We start from the raw sequence: 24933 nt of genomic DNA, 5'->3' as shown, positions 1-24933 counted from the left end.
AACGTGCCGCTGCTTGTGCGGCAGTTGGGAGGGAGAATGGCAGGCTTGACAGTTGCATGTCAGCCACAGCGGGGTGCTTCGAGGGTTATCCCTCGGTACCTGAGGGCGCTGGAGTCGTCACCCGCGGCCGGACTGTGAGCGGTCTGTGCGTTCACTGTCCGGACCAGCGGTCCGCCCGTGCGGCCGCAGGTGCGCCAAGTGCCTCTGCAGGAAGTTCACTTGGCGGCGCAGGACCTCTTCGGTGCACGCGGCGCCGCAGCAGGGGCGGGTCAGGTCGAGAGTTGCTGGAAGCCCTCCGCCCGGCGCTGCCCGGGGACCACCAGTCCGGTCTCGTAGGCGGCGATGACGGCCTGGACCCGGTCGCGCAGGCCGAGTTTGGTGAGGACGTTGCTGACGTGCGTCTTCACCGTGTGCTCGCTCACCACCAGCGCCCTGGCGATCTCCGCGTTGGACAGGCCGCCGCCGAGCAGCCGCATCGTCTCGCGCTCGCGGGCGGTGAGGACGTCCAGGCGTTCGGTCCGCGGCGGCGGCACGGCGGCGCCCGAGGTGAAGGCGGCGATCAGGGTCCGGGTGACGGAGGGGGCGAGCAGCGAGTCGCCCGCCGCGACCACACGGACCGCGTGGACGAGGTCGTCCCGCCGCACGTCCTTGAGCAGGAAGCCGCTCGCGCCGGCGCACAGGGCGTCGAACAGATAGTCGTCCTGCCCCCAGGTGGTCAGCATGATCACCCGGCTGTCCGTTTCCCGGCAGACGATCCTGGCGGCCTCGATGCCGTCCATCCCCGGCATCCGGATGTCGAGCAGGACGACGTCCGGGCGGTGGGCCCGGGCGGCGCCGACCGCCTCGAACCCGTCCCCGCCCTCCGCGACGACCTCGATGCCGGGCTGTGCCGCAAGGATCATGGCGAATCCGGCACGCACCAGCTCCTGGTCGTCGACCACCACCACACGGATCGTCATGCCGTCGCTCCCGCTTCCGCTTCCGGCGCGGCCAGGGGCAGCCGTGCCCGCACTTCGAATCCCGGGAGGCGGTCCTCCCGGGGGCCGGCCGTCGCGCTCCCGCCGCAGGCCGCGGCCCGCTCGCGCAGGCCGGTCAGGCCGTTCCCGCCGGACGGAAGGGCCCTTCCCGCGCCGCGGCCGTCGCCGCGGCCGTCGTCGACGACCCGTATCTCCAGACCGTCGTCCCGCCAGCGCAGCCGTACCTCGGCGCGGTCGGCTCCGGCGTGCTTGACGACGTTGGTCAGCGCCTCCTGCACGATCCGGTACGCGGCGGTGTCGCCGTCGTCGGGCATCGGACGCGGCTCGCCCTCGGCGGTGCAGGACACCTCCAGGCCGGCCCCCGCGACCTGGCGGGCGAGCGCGGGCAGGTCGCGGATCGTCAGCCGCGGGGCGCGCGAGTCGTATCCGTCCATGCCGCCGCCCTTCCTGTCGGCCTTGCCGTCGGCCTTGTCGTCGTCCTTGTCGTCCCTGAGGACGGCCAGCATCGAGCGCAGCTGGTCGAGGGCGTCGCGGCCGGTGCCGGCGATCGCGCCGAACGCGGCCGAGGCGCGGACGGGGTCCGTGTCCAGCACGACCGGCCCGGCCTCGGCCTGGACGACCATCAGGCTGATCGAATGGGCCAGCACATCGTGCATGTCCCGGGCGATCCTGGCGCGTTCACGTTCGGCGGCGCGCTCCTCGTCCATCCGGCGGTCGCGTTCGAGGCGGGCGGCGCGTTCGGCCAGCACGGCCGCCTCGGCGCGGAACCCGGCGGAGGCCCGCCCGAGCGCATAGGCGGCGACGTACAGGACGATTCCGCGGGTCGCGGTGTCCGGCGAGCCCACCGTGGCGAGGCCGGCGGCGCACATCGCCAGGAACACCGCGATCCGCACCCGGGGCGGGGAGACCGACGCCATCCCGTACAACGCGATGAGGACTCCGTACCAGAGCGGCTGTTGAGCGACCGGTTCGACGAGGTCGTAGAGGCTGGAGAAGACGGAGCAGGCCAGCAGGACCGGCACCGGCGCGCGCCGCCGCAGCGCCAGGGGGAGCGATGCCCCGACCGCCACGACATACCCCCACCAGTGCCAGGGGCGTCCGCTGTCGCTGTGCGCGAACAGCAGGGGCGCCGACTGGGCGACGGCGGTGACGACGGCGAGCGCGACGTCCGACCACGGCGAACCCGCGAGGCGGCGGAGCGAGGGGGGTACGGGCAGTGCGGGCATGGCGACGGATTCTTCCACGGGGGCGTTCGGCGGCGGTCGTTCAGCTGCGGGCGGCGGTGGGAGCGGCGCCGCGGCGACCGGGCAACGGCGCGAGTCCGACGTACAGCAACAGGCCGACGGCCGGCAGCGCGTCCAGGCCCAGGAGGGAGACCAGCACGGCGAGCGCCACCGCGACCGCCCGCCACCCGGGAACGGCACGGGCCACGGCGAGCCGGCAGAACATGACGAGCAGACCGAGGAAGAGCAGCACCGGGCCCACGGTGTAGACGACGACGTCCACCCCGGGGACGCTCTGCACGTCGGCGAACATCCCCCGCATGGCCGCGTGGTCGGCGGCGCGCGCCCCGACGACGATGTCGATCGAGATCTGGGCCATGGAGCAGCCGGCGCCGACGATGCCGACGACGGCCGTGCCCGTGGCGAACGGGCCGCGGCCCGCCAGTCGGCGCAGCGCCAGGAACACCGGGACGAACAGGATCAGCGCGGCGAGGAACGCGAGGTGCCCGGTCGTCCAGGCGGGCCCGGGACCGCGCTCGCCGTCCAGGCCGTCCAGGATGCGCAGGCCCGCGTAGACGATGACGAGGAGGGGGGCGGCGGCGAAGGCGATGGTTTTGTCCATGCCGTGGATCCTCGCCGCGGCGGCACCCCCCGGACATCGCCGACGTGACCCATCTGCGGCCTCCCTCGGAAGAGGGAGGAACGACGAGTACGGACGAGTCCGCAGGAATCGCTTGCGTTCACATCTCCCTTACCCGTAGACATGGCTCCCACGAACATCCGTCACTCTGGGGGGAGTTGGCGTGGAAGGCACGATCGACGGGTTTCGGTACGGATTGGTCACTCCGGTGGCGGCTTTTGTGATGGCCTGTCTGGGAGGGGCGCTCGGGCTGCGCTGCATCGTGCGGACGCTGCTCAGCACCGATTCGTGGAAGCCCGGCTGGCTGGCGCTCGGGGCCGCGTCGATCGGCTGCGGCATCTGGACGATGCACTTCATCGCGATGATCGGCTTCCAGGTGGAGGAGACCCGGATCGGCTACCACGTCGGTCTGACCGTGCTCAGCCTCGCCGTCGCGATCGCGGTGGTCGGGGTCGGCGTGTTCATCGTGGGCTACCGGGGCGCCGGCCGCGGGTCGCTGTCGCTCGCCGGCGTCGTCACCGGCCTCGGGGTGGCCGCGATGCACTACCTGGGCATGGCGGCGATGCAGCTCAACGGGGACATCGAGTACGCCCCGTCCACGGTGGCGCTCTCCGTGCTGATCGCGGTGATCGCCGCGACCGCCGCTCTGTGGGCCGCCGTCACGATCCGCGGGTTCCTGACCAGCCTGGGCGCGAGCCTGGTGATGGGCGTAGCGGTGTCCGGGATGCACTACACGGGGATGGCCGCGGTCAGCGTCCATGTGCACGGCGCGACCTCGTCGTGGGCCGGCGACACCCCGACCTCGCTGCTGCTGCCGATGCTGATCGGCCCGGTGATCTTCCTGCTGCTGGCCGGTGTGGTGGTGATGTTCGACCCGCTGCTCGTGCTCGGCGACGGCGAGTGGAACCGTGCCGCCCGGGCGGGGCGGGCCGCGGCCGCGGCGGAGGAGCCGGTCGGCCGGCCTGCCGCCGGCCGGTCGTGGAGCGCCGGGCCACGGTGAGGCCCCCCGGGGGTCGGTGAGGGCAACAGGGCGACGTACGGCTCCAGTTCACCGTCGGAGGCCGCCTTCGTCGCCGGTCACCCGAGTCCTGACATGTTCGGGATGATTGCTACGGTGCACCGGTGTCTGACTCCTCACGCGATACCGCCGAAGGCGCCGGCTGGGGCGGCGCCGACCGTGGCGCGTACCAGCGGCTCATGCCGGCCAGGGTCGAGAAGATCTCGTGGCTGAATCCCAGGACCCTGTGGGCCGCCCGCAACGGCGTGCTCGCCTCCTGGTTCGGCGACCCGACGGGCCGTACCCGCGGCCGGTGGGTCGCGCAGCGGACGGCTGCGGGCGCACCCGCCGACAAGGTGATCCGGCGCAGCGACCCGGACGACTTCTCCTTCATGGTCATCGGCGACACGGGCGAGGGCGACGATCCCCAGTACGCCGTCGTGCCGGGCTTTCTGAGGGCCAGTCAGGGAACGTCCTTCGCGGTCCTCGCCAGTGACGTCATCTACCCGGTGGGCAGCGCCGACGACTACGACAGCAAGTTCTTCCGCCCGTACCGCGACTACCAGGCCCCCATCTACGCGATACCGGGCAACCACGACTGGTACGAGGACCTCGGCGCGTTCATGCGGGTCTTCTGCGACGACGCCCCCGCGCTGCCCGCCGAGCCCGCGCCGCGCCTGTTCAGCGGCGCCCGGCTGCGCTCATGGCTGTGGCACCGACCGAGCACGACGGACGGCGAACGTCTCGCCGAGGCGCGGACGTTGCGGTCGGGGACGGGGCAACGCGCCGTGCAGCCCGGGCCGTACTGGGCGATCGACACCGGACCGGTGCGGATCATCGGCATCGACACCGGTCTCCTGGGCTCCCTCGACGCCGAACAGGGCGCATGGCTGCGCGAGGTGTCCCAGGGGCCGCGGCCGAAGATCCTGATCACCGGCTCGCCGCTGTACGTCGACGGCGAGCACCACCCGTGCCCCATCGACGGGGGCGGCACCGTCGACGACATCGTCAGCGCGCCCGAGCACCGCTATGTGGCGGCGATCGGCGGCGACATCCACAACTACCAGCGCTACCCGGTGCGGTTGGCGGACGGCCGGACCCTCCAGTACGTCGTCTCGGGCGGCGGGGGCGCCTTCATGCACGCCACGCACACCATCCCGCGGGTGTCCGTCGCCGGCGTGACGGAGCAGGACTTCCGCTGCTATCCGCTGCGCGGCGACTCCCTGGCCTTCTACAGCGGGCTCTACGGCCGCCGGCTGCGCCTGCGCCGCTTCTTCTCCCTCACCGAGGCGGAGGGCCAAGCGGTCGTCGCCGAGCGGCTGGGCATCCCGGCGACGCGCACCCCGGGTCCGCAGGTGCGGGTGACACGGCGGATCCGGCTCATCGCCGGCCTGCTGGGCACCGGGAGCCGCCCGGACCGCCGCAGACGGTTCCGGCTGCCCGTGCGCAAGATCTACACCCAGCTCTTCTCGCCGAGCTCGGCCACCTACAGCCCGCCGTTCTTCAAGTGCTTCCTGCGGCTGGACGTCTCACCGGAGTCGGTCCGGCTGCGCTGTTTCGCGGCCACCGGCAATCTCGCGCAGGAGCTGAGCCCGCCGGTCGAGGACGAGGTCGTCATCCCGCTGGGCTGACGCCACCACCTGGGACGACACGGGGGAATGCGGCGCGGCCCGCACGACTTGTACGAGCTGTATCGACCGTACGCCGTACGTGCCGCGCACCATGGAGGAGCTCTTGTCGTCGACCTCACGCCCCTTGCGCAAGCTGGGCTTCCTCACCATCGGGCTGTTCGACGGGGACGACCCGGCCCGAGGCCACGAGACCACGCTGGAGATCATCGAGCTGGGCGAGCGGCTCGGCTTCGACAGCGCATGGGTGCGCCACCGCCATCTGCAGTACGGCATCTCCTCCCCCGTCGCCGTCCTGGCGGCGGCCTCGCAGCGCACCCGCCGCATCGAGCTCGGCACCGCGGTCATCCCGCTGGGCTGGGAGAACCCGCTGCGCCTCGCGGAGGACCTCGCCACGGTCGACGTCCTCTCCGGGGGCCGGCTCAACCCGGGGGTGAGCGTGGGCCCGCCGATGCACTACGACCAGGTCAAGGAGGCCCTGTACCCGGACACGGCCGACGCGGAGGACTTCGGCTACGAGCGGGTGCGACGGCTGCTCGATCTCGTGCGGGGCAAGTCCGCGACCGACTTCAGCGGGGTCGAGGGCTTCGAGGTGTTCTCCGACCGGGTCCAGCCGCACTCCCCCGGCCTGGGCCGCCGCCTCTGGTACGGCGGGGGCAGCGTCGGCTCCGCGCAGTGGGCCGGGGAGCACGGGATGAACTTCCTGACCAGCAGCGTCGTCAAGGCCGAAGGGCCCGACGACACACGGGACTTCGCGGAGATCCAGCTCTCGCACGTCCGCGCCTTCCGCGCCGCGCACCCCGACGGCGAGGCCGCCCGGGTCTCCCAGGGGCTCGTGGTCATCCCCACCGACTCCGCCTCGCCCGAACAGCGCGCGAGGTACGAGGAGTTCGCCGCCAAGCGGCTCCCGCGCACCACCTCCCCGCAGGGCCCGGCGCGGCTGCTGTTCGCGCCGGACCTGGTCGGCACCTCGGCCGAGATCGCCGAACGCCTGCATGCGCACGCCGCGTTCCGTGAGATCGACGAGGTCGCCTTCGCGCTGCCGTTCACCTTCGAGCACGAGGACTATGTGCAGATCCTCACCGACATGGCGACGAAGCTCGGCCCGGCGCTCGGCTGGGCGCCGAGCGCCTGAGGTTCACCAGCGGCCGGGCTCGGTCCCCGTCACCGGCTCCGACGGCCTGCCGTCGACGCCGACGGGGACGTCGCCGGTGAGCATCACCCGGTGCATGGTGCGCGGGAATCCCAGGTGGGCGTTGTCGCCGGGGGCGAGGTGAATGGTGGCGCGGTTGTCCCAGAAGGCCACGCTGCCGGGTTCCCAGCGGAAGCGGACCGTGTACTCGGGGCGGGTCGCCTCCTCCAGGAGCATGTCCAGGATCGCCCGGCTCTCGGCGCGCGAGAGGTCGGTGATCTGCTCGATGTAGTAGCCGTTGACGTACAGCACCCGCTCGCCGGTCTCGGGGTGCACGCGGACCAGCGGGTGCACCGAGGCGACCTGGTGGTCGAGGAGGTGGCGCAGATACGCGTCGTCGCCGGGGCGTGGCTGGTAGCCGACGCCGAGCCGGTGTTCGGCGCGCAGCCCGGCTGCGAACTCCCGCATCGGCGCGGAGAGTCCGGCGTATGCGGCGGCCAGGTTGGACCATGTGGTGTCGCCGCCGTAGGGCGGCACAGTCTCGGCGCGCAGGATCGTCGCGGCCGGCGGGTCGATACGGGCGCCGTGGTCGCAGTGCCAGCCGCGCAGGAGGGTGTGCCGGCGGCGCCGGAGCCACTCCTCGTGCTCCATGCCGAACTTCCCGCCCAGTTCCAGCCGGTCGGCGGTCGTCTCGATCTCCGGGAAGTCCGGCGGCGAGGCGCTGCCGCGCCTGCGCAGGACGACGGGTTCGCCGAACCGCCGGGCGAACGCCACGTGCCCCGTGTGGTCGAGGCGCTGACCGCGGAAGAACACCACCTTCCAGCGCAGCACCGCCGCCCTGATCGCGGCGACCTGGGCGTCGTCGAGGCCGGCGGCCAGGTCGACGCCGCCGATCTCGGCGCCTATGTGCCCGGCGACCGGTTTCACCTCCACTGCGGCCGACTCCGTCACCTGGCCGTCGAAGTCCGTCGTCATGCCCGCTCCGCTCGCTCGTCGTGGCTCGTCGTGGCTGTCCGAAGCCACCCCTGCCCGGGTGTCCGGTTGATCAATCCGCCTCCTGTCCCCGAGGCTGGAGGGACGACACAGTCGAGGGAAGGTCCCATCGTGATCAGCATCCCGCAGCACACGCTCAACGACGGCACGAAGCTCCCGGCCCTGGGTCTGGGCACCTGGCCGATGGACGACGCGGAGGCGGAGCAGGGGGTGGCCGAGGCGCTCGGCCTCGGATATCGACTCGTCGACACGGCGACGAACTACCGCAACGAGACCGGCGTCGGCCTGGGCGTGGCCCGGGGCGGGGTGGCGCGCGAGGAGCTCGTGGTGACGACGAAGCTGCCCGGCCGCCACCACGGGTACGAGGAGACGCTCGCGTCCTTCGAGGAGTCGCGTCGGCGGCTCGGTCTCGAGTACGTGGACCTGTATCTGATCCACTGGCCGCTCCCCCGGGTCGACAGGTTCGTCGACTCCTGGCGGGCCATGATCAAGCTCCGTGAGGAGGGCCTGGTCCGGTCGATCGGCGTCTCCAACTTCACCGCCGGGCACATCGAGCGGCTGGAGAAGGAGACCGGCGTGCTGCCGTCCGTCAACCAGATCGAACTGCACCCGCTGTTCCCGCAGGACGAGCTGCGCGCCTTCCACGAGGCCAAGGGCGTCCGCACGGAGAGCTGGAGCCCGCTGGGCCGCGGTTCGGCGCTGCTGCAGGATCCGGCCGTGGTGTCGGTCTCCGAGGCGCTGGGCGTGACCCCCGGCCAGGTCGTGCTGCGCTGGCACGTCCAGCTCGGCGCGGTGCCCATCCCGAAGTCGTCCAGCCCCGAACGCCGGCGCGCCAACCTCGACGTCTTCGGCTTCGAGCTCGGCCCGGCCCAGATGACGGCGATCGCGGACCGGGCGCATCGGCGGCTGGGCGGCGACCCCGAGGTGCACGAGGAGTTCTGAGCACCTCACGCTGTCGGCTCACCCGGGTTCCAGCGTCTGCTCCGCCCAGATCGTCTTGCCCCGGCCCGTCTGCCGGCTGCCCCAGCGCTGGGTGAGCTGCGCGACGAGCAGCAGGCCGCGCCCGCCCTCGTCGAAGGCGTGGGCGCGGCGCAGGTGGGGGGAGGTGGAACTGCCGTCGGACACCTCGCAGATGAGGGTGCGATCGCGGATCAGGCGGAGCTGGATGGGGGTCGCGCCGTAGCGGATGGCGTTGGTGACGAGTTCGCTGACGACGAGTTCGGTGACGAACGCGGCCTCCTCCAGGCCCCAGGCGGCGAGTTGCTCGGTGGCGGCCGCTCTGGTGGCGGCCACGTGGGCGGGGTCCGGGGTGACGTCCCAGGTGGCGACCCGGTCCGTGCCGAGGGCGTGGGTGCGGGCGAGCAGCAGCGCGACGTCGTCGCCGGGCTCCTCCGGCAGGACCGCCTTGAGGACGGTGTCGCACAGGGCGTCGAGGGTGGCGGCGGGTGCGGTCAGGGCGTTGCACAGTTCGCCGGTGGCGCGGTCGACGTCGCGGTCGCGGTCCTCGATGAGGCCGTCCGTGTACAGGGCGAGGACCGATCCCTCGGGCAGTTCCAGCTCGACGGCCTCGAAGGGCAGTCCGCCGACGCCGAGCGGCGGTCCGGGGGTCATGTCGACCAGTCGGGTCGTGCCGTCGGGCAGGACGACGGCCGGCGCCGGGTGGCCGGCCGCGGCGGCGGTGAGACGGCGGCTGACGGGGTCGTAGACCGCGTAGAGGCAGGTCGCGCCAAGTTCGGCGACCTCTTCGCCGCTCTCGCCGCCTTCGTCGTAGGCCGCCAGGTGGGTGACGAGGTCGTCGAGGTGGGTGAGGAGTTCGTCGGGCGGCAGGTCCACGTCGGCGAGGGTGCGCACGGCCATGCAGAGCCGTCCCATGGTCGCCGAGGAGGGGATGCCGTGTCCGACGACGTCGCCGACGACGAGGGCGACCCGGCTGCCGGAGAGCGGGATGACGTCGAACCAGTCGCCGCCGATGCCCGCCGTGGAGCCGCTGGGCAGATAGCGGTGGGCGACGTCGACGGCGGCCTGTCCGGACAGGCCGCGGGGCAGCAGGCTGTTCTGCAGGGCGAGCGCCGTGGTGCGCTCGCGGGCGAAGCGGCGGGCGTTGTCGATGCAGACGGCGGCCCGGCTGGCGAGTTCCTCGGCGAAGACGGCGTCGTCGGCCTCGTAGTCGTCGGGGTGGGCGATGCGGATGCCGACCAGGACGCCGAGGACGGTACCGCGGGCCCGCAGCGGCACGGAGATCATCGAGTGGACGCCGCGCCGGAAGCGGCGGCCCTCGGGGGCGCGCGCGTCGCGTTCGGCGAGCCAGCGCATGAAGTCGGGCTCGCCGGCCTGGCTGAGGAGCGCGTGTCCTTCCCGCAGGGCGCGGGCGGGCGGGCTGAACGGCGGATGACTGTCGCTGGCGCCGAGGTGGACCGCGGCCTCGGGGGTGCCGTCCCGGCCGGAGCCGTGGGCGACGCGGCGCAGCACGATCTCGCCGGCGGGCACCGGGGGCGGCTCGTCCGCGCCGAGGACCCATTCGAGGAGGTCCACGCTGGCGAAGTCGGCGAAGTGCGGCACGAGCAGCTCGATGACCTCCTCGGCGGTGCGCACCACGTCGAGGGTGGTGCCGATGGAGGCCGCCGCCTCGTTGAGCAGGGCCAGGCGCTGGCGGGCCAGGTACTGCTCGGTGCTGTCGAAGGCCGCCAGGGCGACGCCGGCGACCTCCCCGGAGGCGTTCCGCACGGGCCACATCTCGGTGGTCCAGGCGTGCTCCCGGTTGAGGGAGGGCGCGCCGGTCCAGCTCTCGTAGCGGATCGGGCGGCCGGTCTCGGCAACATGGCGGAGGTGCCAGTTGAAGCCCTTGCTGTGCTCGGCCTCCTCGACCGTCTCGGGGAAGTAGCGGCCGAGCAGAACGTCCTCGGAGACCCCCATGACCTTGCAGGCGACCTCGTTGAGGCGCAGATAGCGCTGCCGGGGATCGAAGACGGACATGGACATGGACGCCTGTTGGAAGGCGCGTCCGGCGAGGGTCGGCTCCGGGGCGGTGGGCCGTTCGGCGGTGAGCGTCCAGCCGGTGGGGTCGCCTGCGGGGCCGAGCATCGGGCAGGCCGTGACGGCGAGGGCGACGGGGTGACCGTCGCGGTGGCGTACGACGACGGGGCCGGTCCACTCCCCGTCGGCGCGTCGGGGCAGCTTCTCGGCGAGCAGGTCGACCGCGGCCCGCCCCACGGCCTCCTGGGCCGCATGGCCCGTCAGCAGACGGGCACCCTCGCTCCAGCCCGTCACGATGCCGCGAGCATCGACGACCGCCGCAGCGACGACATGCTCCATGTCGTCCATGTCGTCCAGAATGGTCCCTTTGGCCCGGTGCATCAACCGCGCCGGGCCGGTCGGACCGGTACGGTCCGGTGCCCGTCGGTCAGGCCCGGTGGGCCCGCACCACCTCGAGGGCGCGGTCGGCGTGGGTGTTCATCCGCAGCTCGCTGCGCACGACCTCCAGGACGGTGCGGTCCTGCCCGATGACGAAGGTGACCCGCTTGGTGGGGGCCATCGAGAAGCCGCGCTTCACGCCGAACCGTTCCCGCACCGCGCCGTCCGCGTCGGACAGCAGCGGCATGCCGAGGGTGTGCCGGCCGGCGAACTCCTGCTGACGGTCGACGGTGTCCCCGCTGATCCCGACCGGCTGGGCGCCGACGGCGGCGAACTCGGCCGCCAGGTCGCGGAAGTGGCAGGCCTCGGCGGTGCAGCCGCGGGTGAGGGCGGCGGGGTAGAAGAAGAGGACCACCGGTCCGTCGGCGAGCAGTTCGGTGAGGCTGCGCACCGTGCCGGTCTCGTCCGGCAGCGCGAAGTCCTCGACGAGGTCGCCGGTCTCCAGAGCCTTGGTCATGCCCGTCCCTCCATGTGGTTCGCGGTGGTGGTGGTGCGGTCGGCGACGCTGCGGGCCCACAGCACGAGGGGCACCTGCAGGGGGAGGCGGCCGACGGCGGCTGCCTTGAGCGGGGTGGGACGGTGCCGCCAGTCCCAGGCCATCTTGACGTTGGCGGGGAAGACGCCGACGAAGAAGGCGGCCGTGGCCAGCGCGGCCGTCTTCCGGGTCCGCGGCAGGGCCACTCCGGCCGCCAGCGCGAGTTCGGCGACGCCGCTGGCGTACGTCCAGGCCCTGGGCGAGCCCGGCAGCGCCCGCGGGACGATCGCGTCGAACGGGCGCGGCACGGCGAAGTGGGCTGCCCCCATGCCGGCCAGCAGGCCTGCCAGCAGCAGGGGTGAGCGTTCGGACCGGGGCACGGTTCCTCCTCTGATGACCTGGGGCCCGAGATTACTGGAGGGTAGGCGGCGGTCCGGCGGCGGGGTCCCGGGCCGGGCGTTCCCCAACTCGCCCCTGGTGGCGGCCGGGTGTGTATCCGTAGGCCTTGCGGAAGACGTCGATGAACGCGCTGGCGGAGGACCAGCCGCAGCGGTGGGCGACCGTGGTGACGGGGGTGTCGTCGGCCAGCAGGCGCAGGGCGTGGTAGAGGCGGGACTGGGTGCGCCACTGGGGAAAGGTCATGCCGAACTCGCGGCGGAAGAGGCGGCTGAGGGTGCGTTCGCCGGTGCCGGTCGCGACGCCGAGGGCGGCGAGGGTGCGCTGGTCGGCCGGGGCGGCGTGGACGAGTGCGCAGACCGCGGCCAGCCGGGGGTCGGCGGGGGTGGGCAGCCGTGTCGGCGCTTGCGGCGAGGCGCGCAGCTGGTCGCGGAGGACGGCGAGCAGCCGGACGCGTTCGGGGCTCGTGTCCTCGGGGGCGCGGGTGTAGGCGAGGATCAGCTCCCGCAGCAGGGGGCTGACGGCGAGGACGCCCGGGGCGTCCAGGCCGAGCGGGTTGTCGTCGGCGGGCAGGCCGACCAGGTGCAGGTCGAGATGGCCGTACGCCCGGTGCGCGTGGACGGTCCCGGCGGGCACCCACAGGGCGCGGGTGCCGGGGGCGAACCAGGTGCCGGCGTCGGTGGTGACGGCGAGGACGCCGGAGCCCGCGTAGACGATCTGGTGGTCGTCGTGCCGGTGTGCGTCGATGCGCTCGCCGGCGGCCAGGACCTGGGCGCGGGTGGGGGCCTGCGGGGTGTGGCGGATGTTCGACACAAGAGGGCAGTTTATCGGAAGCGCGACAAGGGCCGAGGTCGTGACGATCGCAGGGTGCCGAAAAACCGATCCATCACCTTGATGTCCGTCGCCCACGCCTGCGTGGACTGGTATCAGGGGGCCGTGGCCGCCCTGGTCCCCTTCTTCGTCGCCGAGCGCGCCTATTCCTATGCCGCCGCCTCCGGGATCGTCCTGGCGGCGTCGTTGCTGTCGTCGGTGGCGCAGCCGCTGTTCGGGCTGTTGACCGACCGGTGGGCGATGCCGTGGCTGCTGCCGCTCGGCGTGGCGGCCGCCGGCGCGGGCATCGCGGTCAGCGGGGTCGGCGGCTCGTACCCGTTCACGCTGGCCGCGGTGGCCGTGTCCGGGACAGGCGTCGCCGCCTACCATCCGGAGGCCGCGCGGGCGGCCAGGGCCGCCTCGGAGGGCCGTCACACGGCGATGGGCTGGTTCGCGCTGGGCGGCAACGTCGGCTTCGCGCTCGCTCCGCCGCTGGTCGCGGCCGTCGTCGCGACCTGGGGGCTGCGGGCCTCGCCGCTGCTGGGGCTGCCGGCGCTGGCGGGCGTGGCGCTGTGCGTGGCCGGTGCCCGTTCGGCGCGCGCCCGGGCCGTGCTCGCCCCGGCCGCCGCGGAGCCGGCGGGCCGGGACGACTGGCCGACCTTCCTGCGGCTGTCCGGCGCCGTGGTGTGCCGCTCGATCGTCTTCGTCGGCCTGAGCGCGTTCGTCTCGCTGTACGTGCGGGAGCGCACCGGCGGTGGGGAGGCCGCCGGTACGGCCGCGCTGTGCGTGCTGTACGCGGGCGGCGCGGCGGGGACGCTGGCCGGGAGCCGGCTGGCCGAGAGGCACGGGCGGCTCACGGTCGTCCGCCGCTCGTACGGGGTGACCCTGCTGGCGGTCGCGGGCGTGCTCCTCGTGCCGGGTTGGCCGCTGTACCTCTTCGTGGCCCTGGTCTCGGCGGGGCTGTACGTGCCGTTCTCGCTGCATGTGACGCTGGGCCAGGACTGCCTGCCCCGGCGCATCGGCACCGCGAGCGGCGTCACCCTGGGGCTGACGGTGAGCGTGGGCGGCGCGGCAGCGCCGGCGATCGGGGCGCTGGCGGACGCCACGTCCCTGCGGATCGGGCTGCTTCCCCTGCTGCTGCCTCCCGTGGCGGCCTGGCTCCTGCTGCGCGGCCTGCGCGATCCCGCGCCGGACCCGGTCGCCCCGGTCGCCCCGGTCAAGCGGTGACGGGAGGCAGCTCCGGCTCGTCCTCGATCGCATAGGAGAGGAAGTCGTCGACCATGCGGTGGAAGAGGGCGGCGAGCTGGCCGAGCTCCTCCGGGGACCAGTCGGACAGCGCCAGCTGCATCCCTCGGGCGCCCGCGTCGCGGACCCGGTCGATCGCGGCGCGGCCGGCCTCGGTGAGCTGGATCCGCTGGGCCCGGCCGTCGTCGGGGTCGGGCACCCGGGTGACGTACCCGGACTTCTGGAGCTGCTGCACCGTGCGGGTCACATGGGAGGCCTCCACGCCCAGGCGCTGGGCCAGCTCCCCGGGCCGCAGCGGCTCGGTGTCGGCGACCTGCCGCAGCAGGGCCACGGCGGCGCGGTCCAGGGGGACGCCGGCCATCGACATCAGCCGGTCGTGCTGGCGGGCGCGGGTGCTCAGGTAGGTGATGCGCGTGAGCGCGCGTTCGATCTCGATCACTTCCGCAGTGGCGACGGACGGCAGGGGGAGCGGTTCGGTGGACATGCGACCCACTTTACCATCTTGTTGCGTAACTCAAGTAAGTTACTGCGTAGGTTTACGGCGATCTACTGCGGACGGACGACGCGCACACCGCCCGACTGCGGTACGCGGATGGTACCGACACGACCGGGCCCCGGCAGGCTCGCACCGCCCGCCGGGGCCCGTCGGCCGACGCCCGCGTTACGCGGGCACGCGCACGTGCTCGGCCCAGGCCGCGCCGGAGGCGATCGTCTGACGCCACAGCCGGATCGCCTTCGGCGGCATCCCGACCGCGAGCGCCCCGCTCACCCGGTCGCCGGTGCGGTACACCGCCACGAACCGGCGTTCGGCGAGGTCGCCCTCGACGACGGCCACCTCGTCGTGGCCGCGCAGGAACCCGTACGCCTGGATCTTCATGTCGTACTGGTCGGACCAGAAGTACGGCACGGGCGCGAACGGCTTGCGGGCGTCGGGGGCGAGCAGGTTCCGGGCGGCGGCCATGCCCTGCTCGGCCGCGTTGGTGCGGTGCTCGATCCGCATCGACGTCCCGAACAGCGGGTTGTGCCAGCGCGCCACATCCCCGGCCGCATAGATGTTCCGAGCGGCCTCGCAGTACTCGTCGCACACCACACCGTCGCCCACGGCCAGGCCGCTGCCGGCCAGCCAGTCGGTGTTGGGCGTGGAGCCGATCGCGACGAGCACCTCGTCGGCCTCGACGATCTCGCCGTCGCCGAGCCGTACGCCGTCCTCGGTCACCTCGGTCACGGTGACCCCGCAGCGCAGATTCACCCCGCGGTCGAGGTGGGCCCGCGACAGGACCCGTCCGACCTGCTCCCCGACGGCGTGGGCCAGCGGCACCGCCGCCGGTTCCAGGAGGGTGACCTCCGCCCCCAGCCGCCAGGCGACGGCCGCCGCCTCCGCGCCGAGGAAGCCGGCGCCCACGACGACGAGGCGCCGTCCGGGCGTCAGCCGCTCCCGCAGGGTGAGCGCGTCTTCCAGGGTGCGCAGCACGTGCGCGCCCTCGCCGGGCAGCCGGCGCGGCCGGACGCCGGTGGCGATGATCAGTCCGTCGTAGGACACCTCGGTCCCGTCGGCCAGCCGCACCCCGTGTCCGGCCACGTCGAGTCCGGTGGCCGCCACGCCGAGCCGCAGGTCGAGGTCGAGAGCGGCGAGGTCGCCGGCCGGACGCAGTTCGAGCCGGTGCTCCTCCCACTCGGAGGCGAGCACCTGCTTGGACAGCGGCGGCCGGTCGTACGGCAGGTGCGGTTCGTCGCCGATCAGGGTGAGGGGGCCGGTGTGGCCCTCGCGGCGGAGGGTCTCGACCGCCGCGAGCCCGGCGGCCGAGGCGCCGACGACGACGATCCGGTTCACTGCTCGACCAGCCGGATCGCGGCGGCGGGACAGACGGCGACGGCCTCGCGGACGTCGTCGAGGAGTTCGGCCGCGGGCCGCTCCTCCAGCAGGATCGCGATGCCGTCGTCGTCCTGATCGAAGACCTGCATGGCGGCGACCACGCACTGCCCCGAGGCGACGCACTTGTCGGCTTCCAGCTCCACCTTGACGGCACTCATGGGATTCCCCTTCTTCACGGTCGGTCGTGTGGTTGCGCTTCGGGACGGAGAGCCGTCACCAGGTCACGGGCAGGGCGTGGACGCCGTAGATGAAGGCGTCGTGCTTGAAGCGGACGTCGGCCGGCGAGCCGGCCAGCCGCAGGGTGGGGATGCGCTGGTAGAGCGTGCCGTAGACCACCTGGAGCTCCATGCGGGCCAGCGGCTGGCCCAGGCACTGGTGGACGCCGAAGCCGAAGGCGACATGACGGCGGGCGTCGCGGGTGATGTCCAGCCGGTCCGGGTCGGGGAAGACCTCGGGGTCCCGGTTGGCGATCTCGTTGGCCATGATCAGGCCGTCGCCGGCCTTGACGACCTGTCCGGCGATCTCGATGTCCGCGACGGCCGCACGGCGGCGCCCCAGGTGGGTGATGTGCAGATAGCGCAGCAGCTCCTCGACCGCGGAGGCGACGAGCTTGGGGTCGTCGCTCTCGCGGAGCAGGGCGAGCTGATCGGGGTTCTGGAAGAGGGCGAGCGTGCCGAGGGCGATCATGTTCGCGGTCGTCTCGTGTCCCGCGATCAGCAGGAGCAGCGCCATCTCGGTCGCCTGCTGGTGGTCGATCTCACCGGCGGTGATGCGTCCGGCGATGCTCGACAGCAGGTCCTCGCGCGGGTCGGCGAGCCGTTTGCCGATGAGCGCGGCGAGGTAGCCGGCCACTTCGCGGCTGGCCTGTCCGCGCTGCTCGGGGGTGGCGTCCCGGTGGACCATCGTCTTGGTGTTGTCCTGGAAGAAGGCGTGGTCGTCGTAGGGCACGCCGAGCAGTTCGCAGATCACCAGCGAGGGCAGCGGCAGGGCGAACCGCTCCACCAGGTCCGCCGGTCGGGGGCCGGCCAGCAGTTCGTCGATCAGGTCGTCCACGATGCGCTGGACGGCGGGGCGCAGGGCCTCGACCTTCTTGATGGCGAACGGGGCCGTCACCATCCGGCGCAGCCGGGCGTGTTCGGGGTCGTCCATCATGATGAAGCTGAGCTTGCCCTCGCCGCCCTCGGGGCTGGCCTTGGCCGGATAGCCGGGGCTGTCGGTGTCCGCGCTGACCCGGGGGTCGCCGAGGATCGCCCGCTGTTCGGCGTAGCGGGTGACGAGCCAGGACTCACTGCCGTCCCAGAGCCGCACCTTCGTCAGGGGCGCCTGTTCCTGCAGGTCCTTGAGGGCGGGCGGGGGGTCGAAGGGGCAGCGGGCCGCGCGGGGCATCGGGAACTCGGGGACGGCGTCCGTGACTTCGGGGACCGCGCCGGTCAGGGTTTCGGCCATGGGCTCTCCTCGGTGGTGGGGGGCTCCGGGGAGGCCGGAGCGCCGGGGGGAAGGTGTCGAGGCCTCGATGAGCACATGCAAACAGAGGGGGCTGACGCGTTCCGGTCAGTTCCCTGACAGAAGCCTGACGTGACGTGGATCACATGGGGAGTTGGGGTTCGTCACACGCAGGAAACGTTTCCTCAACTCACCTGCACAGTCTGCCGATTGGCCCGATCACGACGGGTTCGCCACGAACGCGTACGGGCGGCGCCACACCCTCGCGACACCGCCCGTCACCCGTCGGTACACAGCGCCTTCAGCGTTTGCACCGTCGACTCTCAGCCGTCGCCGTCCGCCTTTCCCAGCCAGTAGCCGAAGCCCCGGCGCGTGTGGATCAGCGCGGGCGCGTCACGGTCCACCTTGCGCCGGAGCCGCGAGACGAGTTGCTCGATCGCGTTGTCGCCCCGGAAGTCGCCCCAGACGAACCGGCTGATCTGCTCCTTCGACAGCACCCGGTGCGCATTGACCAGGAGGTGACGCAGCAGGCGGTACTCGGCGGGCGTCAGGTCGAGGCCGCGGGCGCCGCGCCGGGCCCGGCACAGGGTGTCGTCCAGGACCAGGTCGCCGTAGGCCGGGGCGCGCTCCGGGCGGCTGCCCGGCGAGGCCGCGCGCAGCAGCAGCTGCATACGGGTGAGCACCTCGGCCACCCGGAACGGCTTGGTGACGTAGTCCTTCTCCCCCAGGCCGAGTTCGGGCAGCAGGCGGCCGAGGGAGTCGTAGGCCGTGAGATAGAGGACCGGCGGCCGGTGGACGATCACCGGGCGGCCGGCCGCGCCCAGCCCGGCCAGGTCCGGCAGATCGGCGTCGACGACCAACAGGTCGAACCGCAGCGCGTCGAGGTGGACCAGCGCCTCGACCGCCGCGCCCGTGAGAGTGATCCGGTAGCCGGCCAACTCCAGGGTGGTGGCAAGCAGTTCGGCGATGTCCGGCTCGCCGGCGACGACCAGGACATGCTGTCCGGCACCGCGGGCGAGGGACGGCTTCCCGCTCACAGAGGACGTTGTCTCACTCGCGTCGCCGTACATGGCCGCAACCGTTCCTCGGGGACTCGGGCTCGGGTTCGGATTCGGGCTCAGGCCCAAGTTCGGGCCCGGGGACGAGTTCGGGCCCGGGGACGAGTTCGGGCTAGGGGACAAGTTCGGGCTAGGGGACAAGTTCGGGCTAGGGCTCGGGCTCGGGCTCGGGCAGGTCGACGGTTCGGGGAGGTCCGTGTCGCCCATGGGGTCCGTGAGGCCGAACCGTCGGTCGTCACGCCCTGGATGACGCGGCGCCCGCATCGGACACACGCCTTTCGCCGTCAGGGCGGTCGAAGACGTCCACCATGCGGTGGAACAGGTCGGCGAGCTGCCGCAGTTCGCACGGCGACCAGTCGGCCAGGACCAGTTGCATGCCCCGGGCGCCCGCGTCGCCCAGCCGCGCCACGGCGTCCTCGCCGAGCGGGGTGAGACGGATGCGCCGGGAGCGGCTGTCCTCGGGATCGGCCACCCGGGTCACATATCCGGCCTTCTGCAGCCGCTGCACCTGACGGGTGACATGGGAGGCCTGGACGGCGAGCACCTGGGCGAGCTCCCCCGGGCGCAGGGGGTCGTGGTCGGCGATCTGGCGCAGCATCGCCACGGCCGCCCGGTCGAGCGGCACGCCCGCCAGGGCGACCAGCCGGTCGTGCTGCCGCGCACGGACGCTCAGATAGGCCACCTGAGTGAGGGCCCGCTCTATCTCGACCGCTGCGGGCGAGGCGGGGGGCACTGCGGGCGGTGAGGGGGACATGACTCTCACCCTACCTTTCTGCTTGCCTGACTCAAGTAAATCTCGGCGTTTGCTTGACTCAAGTAATCCAGATGTGTTTGCCTAACTCAAGCAATCCGGTGGCGCAGCTGAACCGAACCACCACGAACCGACCCGCACCGCACGTCACTGCACCGCACGTCACTTCGCCGCACCGCACCGCACCGACCCAACCGCAACGACCCGAACCGCACCGACCGGAGCCGCCTTGAGCGGAGGCAGGCTCCCGGGCGCCGAACCCGTGGGGACGGGGATCGGCGCCGTCCCCGGGCCCGGCAGCCGGCTCACTCCCCCCTGCCGGCGCCGGGTCCCGGGACCCCTTTCCACCCCTCCACCCCTCCACGCCCGCTCGGCCGCCCCGGCCGTCTCTCCCCCGGCCGAGCAGGGCTCCCCCACCGGAGCCCCACGGCGTGGATCACCCGGGACGACAGACAGGACCTCCCATGAAGACCTCGGTACGAGCCGCGCTGGCCGGGGCGCTCGCCTGCGGCGTGCTGACCACCGCGATCGTGGTCGGCCGACCCGACGACAACCCCGAGTCCGACCCGCCGAGCGGCCCCTACGTCGCGCTGGGCGACTCCTACACCGCCGGCCCCGACATCCCCGGCCAGAACGGCAGCCCGGCCGGGTGCGAGCGCTCCGACCGCAACTACCCGGCGCTGGTCGCCCGCCGGCTGGGCCTGCCCGCCGCCGACTTCCGTGACGTCAGCTGCAGCGGAGCGACCGTCGCCGACCTGACCGCCGCCCAGTCCACGGACCGGGGCACCAACCCGGCGCAGCTGTCCGCCCTGTCGGACCGGACCCGGCTGGTCACCCTCGGCATGGGCGGCAACGACATCGGCTTCGCCTCGCTCGTGAAGACCTGCGTGAAGTCCGGGGTGCTGAACTTCGCGCTGAGCGGCCTGAAGGGCATCAAGGATCTCAAGGACCTCGATGCCGGCGGCGGGGACGCCCCCTGCAAGGACCGCTATGTCTCCGACGGCGCCGACGAGGTGGAGCAGCGGATCGAGGCGGCGGACGAACGGCTGGACCGGGCCCTCGCCGAGGTCCGGCGCCGCGCGCCCGAGGCCCGGGTCTACGTGGTGGGCTACCCCGCGATCCTGCCGTCGCACACCACCGGCTGCGGCAGCGAGATGGGCCTCGCCGCCGGTGACGTCGCCTACCTCCACGACAAGGAGCAGCAGCTGAACGGCATGCTGCGCGAGCGGGCCGAGAAGGCGGGGGCCGACTACGTCGACACGTACACGCCCTCGGTCGGGCGGGACGCCTGCGCCGACCGTCGGGTGCGCTGGATCGAGCCGCTCGTTCCGCTGGCCCCGGCCGCCTCCGTCCACCCCAACGAGCGCGGCGAGCAGGGCATGGCGGACGCCGTCCTGAAGACTCTCGGCGCCTGACCGTCCCACCGATGTCCACACAACCGATTCCGATACCCGATATCCGTTACCTGAAAGAGGCCCCCATGAGCACGATGAAGTCCGTCCGGACCGGCGGCGTCGACAAGATCGAGGTCGTGGACGTCGAGCGACCGACGCCCGGTCCCAAGGACGCCCTCGTACGGATCCGCGCCTGCGGCATCTGTGGCACCGACGTCACCTTCCTGCACATGGGCGGCATGCCCGCCCGTGCCCACCTGGGCGGCGAGCTGGTCCCCGTGCCGCTCGGCCACGAGCCGGCCGGTGAGGTCGTGGCGGTGGGCGCCGAGGTGAAGGGCCTGAAGGCGGGCGACCGCGTGGTCGTCAATCCGCAGGACGCGCCCACCGGCATCATCGGCTGCGGCGGCAGGTTCGGCGGGATGAGCGAGTACCTGCTGATCGAGAACGCGGAGGTCGGCAGGAGCGTCGCTGTCTTCCCCGACACCGTGCCGTTCGACGTGGCCTCCCTCAACGAGCCGATGGCCGTGTCCCGGCACGCCGTCAACCGCTCCGAGGCGGGGCCCGACGACAAGGTCGTCGTGTTCGGCGCCGGGCCGATCGGTCTGGGCGCGGCGATCTGGCTGAAGCTGCGCGGTGTGCAGCACGTGGTCGTCGTGGACGTCATCCCCTCCCGGCTGGAGAAGGCACTGGCCGTGGGTGCGGACGCCGTCGTCAACTCCGCCGAGGAGGACGTGGCCGCGCGGCTGACCGAGCTGCACGGCCAGAGCGCCAACGCCCTCGGCCAGCCCCGGCCGGGCACCGACATCTTCATCGACGCGGCCGGTGCCCCGGTCGTGTTCAACACCGTGGTGCAGTCGGCGAAGTGGCACGCGAAGCTGGTCATGGTGGCCGTGCAGAAGAAGGGCGAGATCGACCTCGGCGGCATGCTCCGCAGCGAGCTGACCCTGGTCGCCTCCCAGGGCTACCCGACCGAGATCTTCGAGGTGACCCCGGAACTGGTCGAGCACCAGGAGCGGTTCGCCAAGCTGATCAGCCACCGCGTCCCGTTCGCCGAGGCCGAGCACGCCTTCGAGCTGGCCCGGACGCCGGGCGCGGCGGAGAAGATCGTCGTCACGCTGGACGACTGACGCTCCGTCGGACGTGCCACGACGGCGCCGCCGTTCTTCCGCGGCGCCGTCGTGGCCGGTCGCACGGTTCCCCGCGCCCTTCGGGGCGCGGCCGAACCACAGCGGATCTCATCCGCCCCTCTCCCCCGCTCTCCCGCCCCCCTCACCGGAAACGGCACTCCATGCGCGCGACCCTGCGACAGGCGGCGCGGGCCACGGTCCACCTCTTCCTCGCCGCGGTCATGGCCTTCGGGTCGTACCTCTTCATCACCGTCCTGCTGATCGCCGCCACCGGCACGGTCGCGGTCGTCGGGATCTGGCTGCTGCCCGAGACCGTGCTGCTGATCCGTCGGATCGCCGGAGCCAAGCGGCGGTTGACGGCCGACCGGACCGGCCGGGAGATCCCGGAGGCGTACCGGCCGATCACCGGGCCCGTGCGCGAGCGGGTGCGGACGGCCGTCACGGACCCCGGGACGCTGACCGACGTGCGCTGGCTGGCGGCGTACTACGCCTACGGCTGGCTGACGGTGCTGATGCTGCCGTTGTGGCCGGCGGGGCTCGTCGTCGACGGTGTGTGGAGCGGGCTGCTGGGGCGCGAGGCGCTCGTCCTGCCGTTGATCGTCAGGCTCGCGGACCTGGAGGCGCGCTGGTCGGCCGCCCTGCTGCGGCCCTCCCCCAAGGCGCTGCTGGCCAGGCGGGTGGAGCAGCTCACCGCGACCCGGGCGGACGCGGTCGCCGCGCACGGAGCCGAACTGCGCCGGATCGAACGGGACCTGCACGACGGCGCGCAGGCCCGCCTCGTCTCGCTCTCCATGCGGATCGGGCTGGCCCAGCGGGCGTACGGGGCCGACCCCGAGGCGGCGCGCAAGCTGCTCGCCGACGCGCAGGACCAGGCCGAGGAGGCGCTGACGGAGCTGCGGCACGTGGTGCGCGGCATCCATCCGCCGATCCTCACCGACCGAGGCCTGGTGGGAGCCGTCCGGGCCCTCGCGGCCGGCAGCGGCCTCAAGGTGGCCGTCCGGGCAGACGACCTGGAGGACAGGCCGGCGGACGGGCCCCGGGCGCCGGCCGCCGTGGAGGCGGCCGCCTACTTCGTGATCGCCGAGGCGCTGACCAACGCCGCGAAGTACAGCGGCTGCGACCGGGCGGAGGTCGTGCTGGCCCGCACCCGGACCGGACTCGGCGTGCGGGTGCGCGACGAGGGGTGCGGCGGGGCCGACGAGAGCGCGGGCTCGGGGCTGCTGGGCATGCGCCGCCGGGTCGCCGCGCTCGACGGGACGGTACGGGTGAGCAGCCCCGTGGGCGGGCCGACGGTGATCGAGGTCGAGCTGCCGTGCGTGTGGTGAGCGGCGCCCCCGTCGGGCCTTCCCGGCGCGAAGCGCGGCCCGGGCCCCGACCGGAGGGCCGATGATCATCCCCTGGCAGCGCTATGCGGACGACCACGCCCGCACCGTCGACACGATGACGGCCGTCCTGCTCTTCGCCGCCTTCCTGTTCGGCAGCGAGATCCGCGTGCCCGCCGGCGGACCGCCGGTGGCGGCGGGTCCGACGATCGCCCTCGGGCTGGTCTCCTGCGGTGCGCTGCTGCTGTGGCAGCGCAGTCGTCCCGGTGGGGCGGTGGCCGTGACGGCGGTCTGCGTCACCGTCGCGATCGCGTGCGGCGACCTCGTCACCCCGCTGCTGCTGGGGCCCCTGATGCTCGCCCTCTACCGGCTGACCGTGAGCACCGGCCGCCGGACGTCCCGCCGCCACTACTTCGCCGTCCTCGCCCTGATCGTGCCGACCGCCCTGGTCGCGGACCCCTCCGGGCACCACCCCTGGCCGTTGAAGACGATCAGCCCCGCGGTCTGGCTGCTGTTCCCGGTCGTCATCGGCAACCTGGTCCGCCTGCAACGGGCCTACGTCGACGCCGTGCAGGCCCGCGCCGAGCACGCCGAGCACGGCCGCGAGGAGGAGGCGCAGCGCCGGGTCGTCGAGGAGCGGGTGCGCATCGCCCGGGAGCTGCACGACGTCGTCGCCCACCACCTGGCGCTGGCCAACGCCCAGGCGGGCACGGCGGCCCACCTCGCGCGCACCCACCCCGACCGCGTCCAGGGCCTGCTCACCGACCTCGCCGGCACGACCTCCTCGGCGCTGCGCGAGCTCAAGGCCACGGTCGGTCTGCTGCGTCAGGCGGGCGACGGCGACGCGCCGCTCGCGCCGAGCCCCGGTCTGGCGCAGCTGGCCGAACTGATGCAGGCCTGTGCGTGCGCGGGCCTCGACGTCCGGATCGCGACCGAGGGCACGGCGCGGCCGCTCACCCCGGGCGTGGACCTGACGGCGTATCGCATCGTGCAGGAGGCGCTGACCAACGTCAGCAAGCACGCGGGCGCGCGCACGGCCCGGGTGCGGCTGCACTTCGGCCGCGACCGGCTGACGATCACCGTCACCGACGACGGGACCGCCGTGCCCGCCGCGGCCCCGGTCGGCCGGGGTTTCGGCCTGATCGGCATGCGCGAGCGCGCCGAGTCCGTGGGCGGTGTCCTGCGGGCCGGGCGCCGTCCCGAGGGCGGCTACCAGGTCACCACCCGGCTTCCCCTCTACCCCGACACTTCCGCGCCCCGAGAACGGACCCCATGACCATCCGCGTGCTGCTCGCCGACGACCAGGCCCTGTTGCGGGCCACCTTCCGGATCCTCGTCGACTCCTGCGACGACATGGAGGTGGTGGGCGAGGCCACCGACGGCGCCGAGGCCGTCGAACTCGCCCGGCTGCACCGTCCGGACGTCGTCCTCATGGACATCCGCATGCCCGGCACCGACGGCCTCGCTGCGACCTCCACCGTGTGCGCCGACCCCGACCTGTCCGGCACCCGGGTGCTGATCCTGACGACGTTCGAGATAGACGAGTACGTCGCGCGGGCGCTGCGGTCCGGCGCGAGCGGCTTCCTCGGCAAGGACGTCACCGCCGACGCCCTCCTGGACGGCATCCGCACCGTCGCCTGCGGCGAGTCCCTCCTCTCCCCGCTCGCCACCCGCTCCCTGATCACCCGTTTCCTGGCCTCCCCGGCGGAGGGCGCCCGGCTCGCCGCCCCCGACGACCTGACGGCGCTGACCGCCCGCGAGCGCGAGGTGATGGCCTGGGTCGCGGAGGGCTGCTCCAACGAGGAGATCGCCGAGAAGCTCTTCGTCAGCCCGCTCACGGTCCGCACCCATGTGCACCGCGCCATGACGAAACTCGGCGCCCGCGACCGCGCCCAGCTGGTCGTCGTCGCCTACCGGACGGGCCTGGTCCAGGCGCCCGCGCCGCCGACCGGCGACTGCTGACGGCTCGTCGGGCACAGCGCCGTTCAGGCGAAACCGGGGCGTCGGCCGCGTGCGGCGGCCCGGCGGCGTCCACAAC

The 24933-nt window shown here is 73.1% G+C and carries 24 protein-coding genes; 10 read left to right on the top strand and 14 right to left on the bottom strand.

The window, feature by feature from the left end:
• Positions 1-269 precede the first annotated feature (269 nt).
• From ACWD4O_RS23940 to ACWD4O_RS23930, 3 genes are read right to left on the bottom strand one after another with little or no spacing between them, the layout of a single operon-like run.
• Positions 270-959 carry a response regulator gene (locus ACWD4O_RS23940; RefSeq protein WP_451282657.1) on the bottom strand — a complete coding sequence of 230 codons (690 nt, stop codon included), beginning with the start codon at positions 957-959 and terminating at the stop codon, positions 270-272.
• The gene (locus tag ACWD4O_RS23935; protein ID WP_451282655.1) at positions 956-2203 is read right to left on the bottom strand and encodes a sensor histidine kinase; all 1248 of its coding nucleotides are present in this window, start codon (positions 2201-2203) and stop codon (positions 956-958) included. The genes ACWD4O_RS23940 and ACWD4O_RS23935 overlap by 4 nt, the downstream gene beginning before the upstream one ends.
• Positions 2204-2243: 40 nt before the next feature.
• Positions 2244-2822 (bottom strand): hypothetical protein, encoded by a 579-nt coding sequence (locus ACWD4O_RS23930; RefSeq protein WP_451282653.1) that lies wholly within the window; start codon positions 2820-2822, stop codon positions 2244-2246.
• A gap of 181 nt (positions 2823-3003) precedes the next feature.
• Between ACWD4O_RS23930 and ACWD4O_RS23925 the strand changes: the two genes are divergently transcribed.
• From ACWD4O_RS23925 to ACWD4O_RS23915, 3 genes are all read left to right on the top strand, one after another.
• Complete coding sequence (locus ACWD4O_RS23925) at positions 3004-3840, top strand: MHYT domain-containing protein (RefSeq protein WP_358804924.1); 837 nt, start codon at positions 3004-3006, stop codon at positions 3838-3840.
• Positions 3841-3962: 122 nt separating this feature from the next.
• The gene (locus tag ACWD4O_RS23920; RefSeq protein WP_451282651.1) at positions 3963-5468 is read left to right on the top strand and encodes a metallophosphoesterase family protein; all 1506 of its coding nucleotides are present in this window, start codon (positions 3963-3965) and stop codon (positions 5466-5468) included.
• A gap of 103 nt (positions 5469-5571) precedes the next feature.
• Positions 5572-6600, top strand: a complete 1029-nt coding sequence (locus tag ACWD4O_RS23915) for an LLM class flavin-dependent oxidoreductase (protein ID WP_451282648.1) — start codon at positions 5572-5574, stop codon at positions 6598-6600.
• Positions 6601-6603: 3 nt separating this feature from the next.
• Here the strand turns inward: ACWD4O_RS23915 and ACWD4O_RS23910 are convergent, their stop codons facing one another.
• A complete protein-coding gene (locus tag ACWD4O_RS23910) occupies positions 6604-7572 on the bottom strand; it encodes a TauD/TfdA dioxygenase family protein (protein ID WP_451282646.1) in 969 nt (322 codons plus the stop codon).
• Between the two features lie 129 nt (positions 7573-7701).
• Between ACWD4O_RS23910 and ACWD4O_RS23905 the strand changes: the two genes are divergently transcribed.
• Complete coding sequence (locus tag ACWD4O_RS23905; protein ID WP_451282644.1) at positions 7702-8532, top strand: aldo/keto reductase; 831 nt, start codon at positions 7702-7704, stop codon at positions 8530-8532.
• Positions 8533-8550: 18 nt separating this feature from the next.
• Here ACWD4O_RS23905 and ACWD4O_RS23900 read toward each other — a convergent pair whose 3' ends face one another.
• The 4 genes from ACWD4O_RS23900 to ACWD4O_RS23885 form a co-directional block, all read right to left on the bottom strand.
• On the bottom strand, positions 8551-10902 hold the full coding sequence (locus ACWD4O_RS23900) for a SpoIIE family protein phosphatase (RefSeq protein ID WP_451282928.1): 2352 nt from the start codon (positions 10900-10902) through the stop codon (positions 8551-8553).
• 88 nt (positions 10903-10990) lie between these two features.
• Positions 10991-11458, bottom strand: coding sequence for a peroxiredoxin (locus ACWD4O_RS23895; protein ID WP_451282642.1), 468 nt, complete (start codon positions 11456-11458; stop codon positions 10991-10993).
• Positions 11455-11856, bottom strand: a complete 402-nt coding sequence (locus tag ACWD4O_RS23890; RefSeq protein ID WP_451282640.1) for a DoxX family protein — start codon at positions 11854-11856, stop codon at positions 11455-11457. Before ACWD4O_RS23890 ends, ACWD4O_RS23895 begins: the two co-directional genes overlap by 4 nt.
• A gap of 31 nt (positions 11857-11887) precedes the next feature.
• Positions 11888-12685, bottom strand: a complete 798-nt coding sequence (locus ACWD4O_RS23885; RefSeq protein ID WP_451282638.1) for an AraC family transcriptional regulator — start codon at positions 12683-12685, stop codon at positions 11888-11890.
• An 81-nt stretch (positions 12686-12766) separates the two neighbouring features.
• Here ACWD4O_RS23885 and ACWD4O_RS23880 point away from each other — a divergent pair, with 81 nt between their 5' ends.
• Entirely contained in the window at positions 12767-13909 is a 1143-nt protein-coding gene (locus tag ACWD4O_RS23880) for an MFS transporter (RefSeq protein ID WP_451282926.1), read from the top strand.
• Here ACWD4O_RS23880 and ACWD4O_RS23875 read toward each other — a convergent pair.
• From ACWD4O_RS23875 to ACWD4O_RS23850, 6 genes are all read right to left on the bottom strand, one after another.
• Entirely contained in the window at positions 13899-14411 is a 513-nt protein-coding gene (locus ACWD4O_RS23875; protein ID WP_451282636.1) for a MarR family winged helix-turn-helix transcriptional regulator, read from the bottom strand. The two genes, ACWD4O_RS23880 and ACWD4O_RS23875, sit on opposite strands and share 11 nt — an antisense overlap.
• 177 nt (positions 14412-14588) lie before the next feature.
• Positions 14589-15758, bottom strand: a complete 1170-nt coding sequence (locus tag ACWD4O_RS23870; RefSeq protein WP_451282634.1) for an NAD(P)/FAD-dependent oxidoreductase — start codon at positions 15756-15758, stop codon at positions 14589-14591.
• A complete protein-coding gene (locus ACWD4O_RS23865; protein ID WP_451282632.1) occupies positions 15755-15958 on the bottom strand; it encodes a ferredoxin in 204 nt (67 codons plus the stop codon). The genes ACWD4O_RS23870 and ACWD4O_RS23865 overlap by 4 nt, the downstream gene beginning before the upstream one ends.
• Before the next feature lie 55 nt (positions 15959-16013).
• Positions 16014-17246, bottom strand: a complete 1233-nt coding sequence (locus tag ACWD4O_RS23860; protein WP_451282630.1) for a cytochrome P450 — start codon at positions 17244-17246, stop codon at positions 16014-16016.
• A gap of 320 nt (positions 17247-17566) precedes the next feature.
• Complete coding sequence (locus ACWD4O_RS23855) at positions 17567-18313, bottom strand: response regulator transcription factor (RefSeq protein ID WP_451282628.1); 747 nt, start codon at positions 18311-18313, stop codon at positions 17567-17569.
• A gap of 223 nt (positions 18314-18536) precedes the next feature.
• The gene (locus ACWD4O_RS23850) at positions 18537-19055 is read right to left on the bottom strand and encodes a MarR family winged helix-turn-helix transcriptional regulator (protein WP_451282627.1); all 519 of its coding nucleotides are present in this window, start codon (positions 19053-19055) and stop codon (positions 18537-18539) included.
• 461 nt (positions 19056-19516) lie between these two features.
• Here ACWD4O_RS23850 and ACWD4O_RS23845 point away from each other — a divergent pair, with 461 nt between their 5' ends.
• The 5 genes from ACWD4O_RS23845 (at position 19517) to ACWD4O_RS23825 (ending at position 24857) form a co-directional block, all read left to right on the top strand.
• On the top strand, positions 19517-20467 hold the full coding sequence (locus ACWD4O_RS23845; RefSeq protein ID WP_451282625.1) for an SGNH/GDSL hydrolase family protein: 951 nt from the start codon (positions 19517-19519) through the stop codon (positions 20465-20467).
• 65 nt (positions 20468-20532) lie between these two features.
• A complete protein-coding gene (locus tag ACWD4O_RS23840; protein WP_451282623.1) occupies positions 20533-21573 on the top strand; it encodes a zinc-dependent alcohol dehydrogenase in 1041 nt (346 codons plus the stop codon).
• Positions 21574-21734: 161 nt separating this feature from the next.
• A complete protein-coding gene (locus tag ACWD4O_RS23835) occupies positions 21735-22898 on the top strand; it encodes a histidine kinase (RefSeq protein WP_451282622.1) in 1164 nt (387 codons plus the stop codon).
• Positions 22899-22959: 61 nt separating this feature from the next.
• Positions 22960-24171 carry a sensor histidine kinase gene (locus tag ACWD4O_RS23830; protein ID WP_451282620.1) on the top strand — a complete coding sequence of 404 codons (1212 nt, stop codon included), beginning with the start codon at positions 22960-22962 and terminating at the stop codon, positions 24169-24171.
• Complete coding sequence (locus ACWD4O_RS23825; RefSeq protein ID WP_451282618.1) at positions 24168-24857, top strand: response regulator transcription factor; 690 nt, start codon at positions 24168-24170, stop codon at positions 24855-24857. The genes ACWD4O_RS23830 and ACWD4O_RS23825 overlap by 4 nt, the downstream gene beginning before the upstream one ends.
• Positions 24858-24933: the final 76 nt, after the last annotated feature.

It is taken from the genome of Streptomyces sp. NPDC002623 (assembly GCF_053592635.1).
The sequence above is the reverse complement of the archived record's forward strand: the minus strand, read 5'-3'. Positions and strand labels throughout refer to the sequence as shown.